This window comes from Brevibacterium sp. (assembly GCF_052105255.1).
In the GTDB taxonomy this organism is placed as follows: Bacteria; Actinomycetota; Actinomycetes; order Actinomycetales; family Brevibacteriaceae; genus Brevibacterium; species Brevibacterium linens_B.
On the sequence record NZ_JBQDYQ010000019.1, the window covers coordinates 44,253 to 50,648 of the forward strand.

Below are 6,396 nucleotides of genomic sequence, written 5' to 3' on the forward strand. Positions count from 1 at the left end.
CGCGACAACGCCCGCAGGACCTTCAGGCACCTGCGGGCGTTCGCGGTTTCGTCTGTGCAGCAGACCGACAGTCGAGCCGACCGCCGACGCAGCCGCTCGAAGACTGGGTCTCAGACGATGACGACCATGGGGACGATCATCGGCTTGCGGCGCAGCTTCGAGGACACCCAGCGGCCGACGGTGCGGCGCACCACCTGCTGCAGCTGGTACTGATCAGTGGTGCCGTCACGCAGGGCATCCTCGACGGCCTTCTGCACCTTCGGGACGATCGAGTCGAAGACGTCATCGGACTCGGCCACACCGCGGGCGTGGATCTCGGGTCCGGCGATGAGCGACTTCGTCTGCGAGTTCACGGCCATGAAGATCGTCACGAAGCCCTCACCGGACAGGACGAGACGATCCTTGAGGTCCGCCTCGGTGATCTCACCGACCGACGAACCGTCGACGAAGACGTAGTTGCAGTCGACGGCGCCGACGACCTCGGCGTGACCGTCCTTGAGGTCGACGACCCAGCCGTCATCGGCCAGGACGATATTGTTCGGGTCGACTCCGGTCGCCTCGGCGTGGCGGGCGTTGGCCAGCAGGTGACGCCATTCGCCGTGGACGGGCATGACGCCGCGGGGTTTGACGATGTTGTAGCAGTAGAGCAGCTCGCCTCCGGAGGCGTGGCCGGACACGTGGATCTTCGCGTCGGCCTTCGAGATGACACGAGCGCCGAGCTTCATCAGGCCGTTGATGACCTTGAACACGGAGTTCTCGTTGCCGGGGATGAGCGAGGAGGCGAGGATGACGGTGTCGCCGTCGCCGACGTCGACGCGGTGGTTGCGGTTGGCCATGCGCGACAGGGCGGCCATCGGCTCACCCTGGGAGCCGGTGCACATGAGGACGATCTGGTCCTCGGGGTAGTCGTCGACCTTCTTGATGTCGATGAGCGTTCCGGCCGGCACGTTGAGGTAGCCGAGGTCTTCGGCGATCTTCATGTTGCGCACCATGGAGCGGCCGACGAGGGCCACCTTGCGACCGTGAGCAGTGGCGGCGTTGAGCACCTGCTGCACGCGGTGGACGTGGGAGGAGAACGAGGCGACGATGATGCGGCGCTCGGCGGTGCCGAAGAGGTTCTCGAGCACGGGCCCGATGTCCTTCTCCAGCGCAGTGAAGCCGGGGACCTCGGCGTTCGTCGAGTCCGTCATGAACAGGTCGACTCCCTCTTCGCCGAGGCGGGCGAAGGCGCGGAGGTCGGTGATGCGGCCGTCAAGCGGCAGCTGGTCCATCTTGAAGTCACCGGTGTGCAGGATGTTGCCGGCGCCGGTGCGGATGAATACGGCCAGGGCGTCGGGGATCGAGTGGTTGACGGCGACGAATTCGAGGTCGAAGGGACCGAGCTGGTCGACGTCGTCTTCGGCCACCACACGGGTGATGGGCTTGATCCGGTGCTCTTTGAGTTTGGCTTCGATGAGCGCGATCGTCAGCCGCGAGCCGAGGATCGGGATGTCGCCCTTGCGTCGCAGCAGGTAGGGAACGGCGCCGATGTGGTCTTCGTGGCCGTGGGTCAGGACGAGACCGATGATGTCATCGAGGCGGTCATCGAGGTAGGAGAAATCGGGGAGGATGAGGTCGACGCCGGGCTGGTCCTCTTCAGGGAAGAGCACACCGCAGTCGACGATGAGAAGTTTGCCGTGGTATTCGAAGACGGTCATGTTGCGGCCGACTTCGCCTAGTCCGCCGAGCGCGACGATGCGGACGGCTTCTCTGTCCATCTTCGGCGGGAGGGACAGTTCTTGGGTCAATGCATTATTCACTGAGGTAACCACTCCTGGTCAATTGGGCGGCGACGAACGCCATCTGATCCTCATCAGCTGGGAGCAGCGGCATACGCACGTCGCGGTTGTCGAGTATTCCTTGGGCCTGCAGAGCGGCCTTCGCCGAGATCACTCCCGGCATGTGGTTCATGAGCGCATCCACCACGTCCGCGGTGTCGCGGGAGAGGGTGCGTGCGGTGCCCAGGTCGTTGTTCGCCACTGCGGAGACCATGGCGGCGAACCGGTCCGAGCAGACGTGCCCGGCCACGGACACGAGTCCGAGTGCGCCGAGGGACAGCAGCGGAAGGTTGAGCGCGTCTTCGCCGGAGTAGTACACGAGCGAGGAGTTGTTCATGACGAACGAGGAGGCGAAGAGGTCGCCCTTGGCGTCCTTGACCGCGAGGATGTTCGGGTGGTCCGAGAGTCGCAGCAGGGTGTCCGTGATGATCGGGGCACCGGCGCGGCCGGGAATGTCATAGAGCATGACCGGCAGGTCGGTGGAGTCGGCGGCCGCGCGCATATGGGCTTCGATCGCCGGCTGGGTCGGCTTCGAGTAATACGGCGTGACGAGCAGGATCCCGTCGGCTCCGGCATCGGCCGAGCGGCGGGAGAGGTCGATGGTGTGTGCGGTGACGTTGTTGCCGGTGCCGGCGACGATCTTCGCCCGCTTGCCGATGACTCCGCGGACGACGCGGATGAGTTCGACCTTCTCATCGTCGGTCGTCGTCGGAGATTCGCCGGTGGTGCCGGAGACGACGAGCATGTCGTTGCCGAGCTCGACGAGGTGGTTCGCCACCTTCTCCACGGACGCATAGTCGATGCTGCCGTCGCGCTTGAATGGAGTCACCATTGCCGTGCCGACGGAACCGAACGCGTCCATGGCAGTCGCTGCTGCCTGATCACCGAGAATCGCCATAGACCCAAGGATACCGCCCACGTCGTCTCATCAGTGCAGTGGTCCACCCGCGTTGCGGGTGTCGTTCGCCTCGTCTGCGGCGCTCATGCGATCACGGTGAGAGATGGATCACACCCGCGTCCGTCTGATCGTCTACGCTTGTGCCCTGCCTGCCACCGAAACTCAGGAGTTTTCGATGACCCGCACCCGCATCCGCGATTTCCATGATGATGACCTCGACGGAATCATCCGTCTCTTCGAAGCCGCCGTCCCGGAATCTGCGGCCGCTCCCCCGCTCTATCCGCTCTCCGAGGTGCTGGCCGCCTGCCAGCGCAATCAGGCCGTCGTGGCCGTCCGTGATGAGGAGATCGTCGGTGCCGCCGTCGGCCGCGCCGCCCACGGGCAGGGGGTTCTCGTGTTCTTCCATGTCCTCGAGGCGGTCCGTGCGGATCCGGAGCAGGGCACCCGCGCCGAGGCGGGGCTGCTCGACGCGCTCGAACGACGCCTCATGCCGCTGGGCTTGGGGAAGCTGTCGATGCTCATTCCCGCGGGGACGTCGGCCTGCGATGGTCTGGTGGCCAACGGTTTCGAGACCCGTTCCGGGCTGAAGTACGTCGAACGGCACCTGCCCGTCCAACGTCGTGAGCTCGACCGTCTCAAAACGGTGGGCGGACGCATCCTGCCGCGCCACCTCTGGGACGGGGTCAGCGGGATGCAGGAGGAGAAGGACATGCTCGAGGACCGCCTCGTCGTTCCCTTGGCCGAACCGGATCTCGCCGATCATTTCGGGGTGGTCCCGCCTCGGGCGGTGATGCTCTTCGGTCCGCCGGGGACGGGGAAGACGACATTTGCGAAGGCGGTGGCGTCGCGGTTGGACTGGCCGTTCGTCGAGGTGTTCCCGTCGCGTCTGTCCGGTGAGCCCGGTGGTGTGGCCGCGGGTCTGCGGACAACGTTCGAGCAGATCAATGAGCTCGAGCATGCTGTCGTGTTCATCGATGAGGTCGAGGAGATCGCGTCGAAGCGCGGGGGTGAGCCGCCGTCGCCGACGCAGGGTGTGACGAATGAGCTGCTCAAGCAGGTCGGTCAGTTTCGAGATCGGGAGGGCCGGCTGCTCATCTGTGCGACGAACTTCGTCCGCGCCCTCGATGCGGCGTTCCTGCGGCACGGGCGCTTCGACTACGTCATCCCGATCGGGCTGCCCGATGCCACCGCCAGGGAAGCGATCTGGTCGCGCTACATTCCCGAGCACACGATCGGCGGTGTCGATCTCGACGTGCTCGTCAATGCCAGTGACGGTCTGACCCCGGCCGATATCGAGTATGCGGCCCGGCGTGCTTCGCAGGAAGCTCTGGCGTCGTCGCTGCGGCGGCAGCACCTCGACATCGCTTCGCGGTCTGACGTGCTGTCGACCGATGACTACCTCGAGGCGCTGCGGGCGACACGCGCGACGGTGTCCGAGGAGACAGCTCGGGAGTTCGGCGAAGACGTGGAGACGATCGCCAGGCTTTGAGGCGGGCCGGGCTATGACCGGACCGGATTGTGCGGACCCGAATGCGTCGCAGCGGCGCCCGGACTCCCACCGCTCAACTGGCCGTCCGCAGTCGCGCCGAGGATGCGCGTCATCGTCGTCGGCTCGGGTCCCTGTCCGGCGACGTTCGCGAGGTCGAAGCCGTCGATGATGGCGATGAACGTGTCGACCACCTCGGTGACGGTGAGCCCGTAAAGTGTGAAATCTCCGGTCGTGATGCCGTCACCGATGATGCGTGAGAACAGGCTGCGCCACCCTTCGAAGACGGAATCGACGCAATCCTGCAAGCTCGAGTGGGTGCGTGCCGCGGTGACGAGTTCGATCCAGATCCGCGACCTCTGGCCGTGATTGCCGACCTCGTGGACGGCGGTGAAGGCCGCGTGCAGACGGTACCGAGGCGACCCGGCTTCTGTCCCTTCGACCGTGTTCTTGCCATCAGGATTCGCCATGTCCGCGATGTCCTTGAGCACCGCATCGCTGTGGGCCGAGAACGCTGCGGCGAGCAGGGCATCGCGTGACCCGAAGTAGTACTGCACCGTCCCGACCGACATGCCGACGGCCTTCGCTACATCGGCCATGCGCACAGCAGTCGGTCCGCGGTCAACGATCTGATCGAGGGTGGCCGCGATGATCGCCGCCATCTTCGTCTCGGTTTCGGCGGCAGGTTGGGCCGGTCGCGGGCTCACGACGCGACCGGTTCGTCTCGTTCGGCCAGAGAGGTGGCCGCTGTCAGCCCTTCGTACACGGCCTCTTCGACCGTGCGCGGGGCCAGGGCGTCGCCGATCACCGTCACCGAGGCGGCTCCGAAGTCGAGGTCGACCGGCACCGATCGCGGTGCTTCGGAGACGATCGTCGCGGCGACGCCGTCGACCTCATGAACGACCTCGCAGAGAGTGGACTGCAGGTAACCGGTATCGGCATCGATGCCGACGAGGCGAGCGTCGTTGACGAACTGCATCCGACCGGTCCGCAGCGCTTGGGACACGAGCAGGGTGCGCGTGTACTGCTGGATCCCGGCACCGGCGTAGTTCGCCGCCGTCGCCACGCTCACGTGTCGCCCGGCCTCGGCCAGTCGGAGGGCGATGCCGAGACCAATCCAGTCGCCCTTCCAGTCTGTGACGAGCACGCGGCCTGGCGGCAGGTCCGGGGACTCCCGCAGATAGTCGCGAGCCCCGATGACGAATGCGCCGTCGGCGATCTCGAGGGCGGGCATTCGCTGTTCGGCTCCCGTGGCGATGATGACGTGGTCGGGGGCCACCTCGGTGATGAAGTTCTGGGTGGCCGGTACGGAGGTGCGGATGTCGACGCCGGCGCGGGCCGCCTCGGCGGACAGATTCGTCGCCGCTCCCCCGAATTCGGACCGGTACGGCAGCTCCTGAGCCAACAGCACCGCCCCGCCGAGGTGGGACTCCTTTTCAAGGAGCACCACCTCATCGCCCTGTTCGGCGGCGACGGCGGCGGCCTTGAGTCCGGCCGGTCCCCCGCCGATGACGAGGATCTTGCGTCGGGTGCGCACCGTCGGTCGGGGAAGGAAGGTCAGCTCCCGGCCGGATTCGGGGTATTGGATGCACGAGATCGGCACGCCCTGCTGGAAGTGGCCGATGCAGGCCTGGTTGCAGCCGATGCAGGCGCGGATCTCGTCGACCCTGTCAGTCTGGGATTTGTTCGCGATCTCGGGGTCGCAGATCATCGCGCGGGTCATGATCGCCATATCGGTGCGGCCCTCGGCGATCGCGACTTCGGCTTCGTGGGGTTGGTTGATGCGGCCGGCGACCATGACGGTCTTGGCGGTGATCTTTTTGACCTGCTCGGACAGGTTCGCGGCGTAGCCGGGGTCGATCTGCATCGAGGGCACGATGTGGACGGCACCTTGCAGAGTGGAGGAATCGCCGGCGGTGATCGAGAAGTAGTCGAGGCAGTCGACGCCCTCGGCCGTCAGGGAGTCGAGGTGTTCGATGAGGTCGAGGATCTCGGTGGCGACGAGGCCGTCCTCGGTCTTCTCTTCACCGGAGATCCGCACGCCCACCACGACATCGGGCCCGACGGCGGCTCGGACGGTCTGGGCCACCTCGGCGAGGAACCGGCGACGATTCTCCAGGCTGCCGCCGTACTCGTCGGCGCGGGTGTTGACGGCGGGGTTGAAGAACTGGATGGGCAGGTAGCCGTGGCTGGCG

General features: G+C 66.0%; 5 protein-coding genes. 1 reads left to right on the forward strand and 4 read right to left on the reverse strand.

What is annotated here, in order from left to right:
- Positions 1–110: 110 nt before the first annotated feature.
- Together ACTIIH_RS07530 and dapA are read right to left on the reverse strand one after the other, a co-directional pair.
- Positions 111–1,757, reverse strand: a complete 1,647-nt coding sequence (locus ACTIIH_RS07530; protein ID WP_441451315.1) for a ribonuclease J — start codon at positions 1,755–1,757, stop codon at positions 111–113.
- Between the two features lie 34 nt (positions 1,758–1,791).
- Positions 1,792–2,715 (reverse strand): 4-hydroxy-tetrahydrodipicolinate synthase, encoded by a 924-nt coding sequence (gene dapA / locus ACTIIH_RS07535; protein WP_441451311.1) that lies wholly within the window; start codon positions 2,713–2,715, stop codon positions 1,792–1,794.
- Between the two features lie 175 nt (positions 2,716–2,890).
- On the opposite strand from dapA, the gene ACTIIH_RS07540 reads away from it, so the two are divergent.
- Entirely contained in the window at positions 2,891–4,204 is a 1,314-nt protein-coding gene (locus tag ACTIIH_RS07540) for an ATP-binding protein (RefSeq protein WP_441451316.1), read from the forward strand.
- Between the two features lie 11 nt (positions 4,205–4,215).
- Here ACTIIH_RS07540 and ACTIIH_RS07545 read toward each other — a convergent pair whose 3' ends face one another.
- Both ACTIIH_RS07545 and ACTIIH_RS07550 read right to left on the reverse strand, forming a co-directional pair.
- Complete coding sequence (locus tag ACTIIH_RS07545) at positions 4,216–4,908, reverse strand: TetR/AcrR family transcriptional regulator (protein ID WP_441451312.1); 693 nt, start codon at positions 4,906–4,908, stop codon at positions 4,216–4,218.
- Positions 4,905–6,396 (reverse strand): oxidoreductase (locus ACTIIH_RS07550; protein WP_441451313.1); only part of this gene is annotated, 1,492 nt, incomplete at its 5' end. The genes ACTIIH_RS07550 and ACTIIH_RS07545, both read right to left, overlap by 4 nt.